Origin of the sequence: Rhodoferax sp. (assembly GCF_010365055.1) — a bacterium.
GTDB lineage: Bacteria > Pseudomonadota > Gammaproteobacteria > Burkholderiales > Burkholderiaceae_C > Rhodoferax.
Genome location: NZ_JAAFHA010000174.1, coordinates 1 through 3,832 on the forward strand (window position 1 = coordinate 1; position 3,832 = coordinate 3,832).

Consider the following 3,832-nt stretch of genomic DNA (forward strand, 5'->3'; position numbering starts at 1 on the left):
GGTGGAATCCAGCCATGGCTGGACTTACCGTGTCAGCAAGGCGGCGCTGAACATGGCCGTCGCGTCGGCCCAGCACGATTACCCCGGCGCCATTCTGGTCGCGCTGTCGCCCGGCTGGGTGCAGACCGACATGGGCGGCGAGGGCGCCCCGCTGACGGTGACGCAAAGTGTCTCCAGCATGCGGCAGACGATCTCGGGCCTGGGCCCCCAACACAAAGGCGCGTTCCTCGACCATGACGGCTCGCGTTTTGCAACCTGGTGAACAGACATGCTTTTGACCCAAGACCAGCAGATGATCCGCGACGCAGTGCGCGACTTTGCGCAACGTGAACTCTGGCCCCATGCCGCGAAGTGGGACAAGGAGCACCACTTTCCGAAAGAGGCGCACAAAGGCCTGGCGGCGCTGGGCGCTTACGGCATCTGCGTGCCCGAAGAGTTTGGCGGCGCCAACCTCGACTACCTGACGCTCGCGCTGGTGATCGAGGAAATCGCCGCTGGTGACGGCGGCACCAGCACGGCCATCAGCGTGACCAACTGCCCGGTCAACGCCATCCTCATGCGTTACGGCAGTGCCGCGCAGAAAAAGCAGTGGCTCACCCCATTGGCCCAGGGGCAGATGCTGGGCGTGTTCTGCCTGACCGAGCCGCATGTGGGCAGCGACGCCTCGTCGCTGCGCACCACCGCCGTGAAAGAAGGTGACGCGTACGTGATCAATGGCGTCAAGCAGTTCATCACCAGCGGCAAAAACGGCCACGCCGCCGTGGTCATTGCGGTCACCGACAAGGGCGCCGGCAAAAAAGGCATGAGCGCCTTCATGGTGCCCACCGACGCGCCCGGTTATGTGGTGGCGCGGCTCGAAGACAAGCTGGGCCAGAACTCCAGCGACACGGCGCAGATCAACTTTGACAACTGCCGCATCCCGGCCGGGAACCTGATTGGCGCCGAGGGCGAAGGCTACAAGATCGCCCTGGGCGCGCTCGAAGGCGGGCGCATCGGTATCGCCGCGCAAAGCGTGGGCATGGCGCGCAGCGCGTTTGAATTTGCCGTGCAGTACGCCAAAGAGCGCCAGAGTTTCGGCACCGCCATTTTCAACCACCAGGCGGTCGGTTTCCGCCTGGCCGACTGCGCCACCCAACTCGAAGCCGCGCGCCAGCTGATCTGGCACGCTGCCAGCCTGCGCGACGCCGGCCTGCCTTGCCTGAAGGAAGCGGCCATGGCCAAACTCTTTGCCAGCGAAATGGCCGAGCAGGTCTGCAGCGCCGCCATCCAGACCCTGGGCGGGTATGGTTACGTCAGCGACTTTCCGGTCGAGCGCATTTACCGCGACGTGCGCGTCTGCCAGATCTACGAAGGCACGAGCGACGTGCAGAAAATCATCATCCAGCGGGCACTTTAGCCCCCACGGTCGTTCACTCCGTGTAACTTCCTGCCCCCCGAGGGGGCCGCTGCGCCTGCGGTCCGGCCCTTCGACAAGCTCAGGACAGGCCAAGGCCGGTCCCGCGGCCCTGGCTTGAAGGGAGAGGGGTTGAAGTTGGTAGCAATGACCGCCGTAAACTTGACCACCCGTCCGCCATCCACAACAGGAGACAAACACCATGCCCATCACCAAAGGATTCCGCGCCCTCGTCGATGAGGCCATGGCGCAGGTCACCACTTATTCGGTTGCCGAAGCCCAGGCCAAACTCGCCGACCCGAAGGTGCAGATCGTCGACATCCGCGACGTGCGCGAGCTCGAACGCGAAGGCACCGTGCCCGGTGCCCTGCTGGCACCGCGCGGCATGCTGGAGTTCTGGGTGGACCCGGCCTCGCCCTATTTCAAGCCGGTGTTTGGCGACGAGGGCAAGGAGTTCATCCTGTTCTGCGGCGCCGGCTGGCGCAGCGCGCTGGCCACCAAGACCCTGCAGGACATGGGCATGACCAACGTGGCCCACATCGACGGCGGCTTTGCCGAGTGGAAAAAGCAGGGCGCCCCGATGGAAACCCTGGAGGCGCACAAGCTGGCCCACGCCGCGCGCCGCCCCGCCAAAGGCTGACCGTGGCTGCCTGCCCCTGCGGCCGGGCCGATGCGCGTGGCCGGCCGCTGGCCTACACCGCCTGCTGCGCCCGCTATCTGGCGCACGACACGCCTGCGCCCGATGCCGAGGCGCTGATGCGCTCGCGCTACACCGCCTTTGTGCTCGAACGGGCCGACTACCTGCGCGCCACCTGGCACGCCAGCCGCCGCCCGTCGACCATCACGTTTGACCCCGGCGTGAAATGGCTGGGGCTGGACGTGCGCCAGCACCACGCGCTGGACGACACCCATGCCGAAGTCGAATTTGTCGCCCGCCAGAAAAGCCCGGACAGCCCGGCCGTGCGACTGCACGAGCGCAGCCGCTTTGTACGCGAAGCCGGCCGTTGGTACTATGTGGATGGCGACCAGCTGTAGCGCTTGGGGCGCCCGGTATGGCCCGGCAGCCCGCTCAGCCCCTCGTAGCTACCCGTTCGCCCTGAGCCTGGCCTGTCCTGAGCTTGACGAAGGGTCGAAGGGTCTCGACCTTTCGGCAAGCTCAAAACAGGTTCAAGCTGAACGCCGGTGTGCTGGCATTCGCTCAAATTATTAGTCAAAAATGCCTCTAGCCCTTGTCCCACCTGCGCCGACAGCTGCTAAATTGATAGCATTTTGAAGAGAGGCTCCCCTTGTTGAAATTCGAAGCCGTGTTGTTTGACTGTGATGGCGTGCTGGTCGACAGCGAGCCCATCACCAATGGTGTGCTGCGCGACATGCTGGAAGAAGCCGGCTGGAAGCTCAGCTCCGCCGAATGCATGCGCCTGTTCATCGGCAAGGCCGTCAAGGACGAGATCGCCGTCATCGAGGCCAACACCGGTCAGCCGCTGACCGAGGAGTGGCTGCACGAGTTTCGCGGACGGCGCAACGAGGCACTGGCCGAAGGCCTGCTGCCGATTCGTGGCGCGGTCGAGGCCGTGGCGCAGATCCACACCCTGTATGAAGGCCGCATTGCCTGCGCCTCCGGCGCCGACCGCTTCAAGGTTGAGCTGCAGCTCGAAAAATGCGGCCTCATGCCTTACTTCAAGGACCGCATCTTCAGCGGCCACGAAATGCCGCGCTCCAAACCCGCGCCCGATGTGTACCTGGCCGCTGCCGCAGCGCTGGGCATAGACCCGCGCCGCTGCGTGGTGGTCGAAGACACCGTGCCCGGCACCCTGGCCGGCGTGGCCGCCGGGGCCACCGTGTTTGGCTACAGCCCGCCCGAAGCCGGGCACGACGCCCCCGAGGCCCTGCGCGCCGCAGGCGCCAGCCTCATCTTCATCGACATGGCCGAGTTGCCCGCGCTGATGATGGCCTGAAAAGGCCTGAGACGGCCTGAACATCGCCTTCTCACGGAATTGATGCATCAAATCGGCCCCCAGCCCTTATGCAGCGAGCGCTGGCAGCTACAAAAGCAGTAGCAAAAAGCGGGCTGATCGTAAGCGCCCGGCCAACACATCTTGAGACGAAGCTGAGTTCAAGAGATAGTGTGCACGATGAAGATCATGCACACCATGGCGAGCGAAGCTCACGCCAATCGCCCCAAGCGACGTTATTACAGCGCAGAGCTCAAGACCCAGGTCATGCAGGAGTGCCGTCAAAGCGGCTCCTCTGTAGCTGGCGTAGCCCTGTCCCACGGCATCAACGCCAATATCGTCCACCGCTGGCTGCGCGAAGGTGCCCAGTCCGCACTGGTGGTTCAGTCACCAGCGTTCGTTCCCGTCACGCTCGACGAGGCGGCGCCAGCGGCCACGCCACAAACGGCACCCGACATCCGCGTCGAAGTCCAGCGCGCCAACACCA

The 3,832-nt window shown here is 64.8% G+C and carries 5 protein-coding genes and 1 pseudogene; all 6 read left to right on the forward strand.

Going from position 1 to position 3,832, the window contains the following annotated elements:
- Window positions 1-262 (forward strand): annotated as a pseudogene (locus tag GZ093_RS20500) (short chain dehydrogenase); the annotation flags it as partial.
- 6 nt (window positions 263-268) lie between these two features.
- Window positions 269-1,396 carry an acyl-CoA dehydrogenase family protein gene (locus GZ093_RS20505; RefSeq protein WP_296489560.1) on the forward strand — a complete coding sequence of 376 codons (1,128 nt, stop codon included), beginning with the start codon at window positions 269-271 and terminating at the stop codon, window positions 1,394-1,396.
- Window positions 1,397-1,595: 199 nt separating this feature from the next.
- Window positions 1,596-2,033: a rhodanese-like domain-containing protein gene (locus GZ093_RS20510; protein ID WP_296489562.1), complete on the forward strand. Its 438-nt coding sequence runs from the start codon at window positions 1,596-1,598 to the stop codon at window positions 2,031-2,033.
- A gap of 2 nt (window positions 2,034-2,035) precedes the next feature.
- Window positions 2,036-2,428 (forward strand): YchJ family metal-binding protein, encoded by a 393-nt coding sequence (locus tag GZ093_RS20515; protein ID WP_296489564.1) that lies wholly within the window; start codon window positions 2,036-2,038, stop codon window positions 2,426-2,428.
- Window positions 2,429-2,682: 254 nt separating this feature from the next.
- The gene (locus tag GZ093_RS20520) at window positions 2,683-3,348 is read left to right on the forward strand and encodes an HAD family phosphatase (RefSeq protein WP_296489567.1); all 666 of its coding nucleotides are present in this window, start codon (window positions 2,683-2,685) and stop codon (window positions 3,346-3,348) included.
- Window positions 3,349-3,543: 195 nt separating this feature from the next.
- Window positions 3,544-3,832 (forward strand): transposase (locus tag GZ093_RS20525; RefSeq protein WP_296489566.1); only part of this gene is annotated, 289 nt, incomplete at its 3' end.

Excerpts from the sequence above, each read along its gene's own strand:
- GZ093_RS20505 (WP_296489560.1), top strand. The coding sequence starts at position 269 with ATGCTTTTGACCCAAGACCAGCAGATGATCCGCGACGCAGTGCGCGAC.
- GZ093_RS20510 (WP_296489562.1), top strand. The coding sequence starts at position 1,596 with ATGCCCATCACCAAAGGATTCCGCGCCCTCGTCGATGAGGCCATGGCG.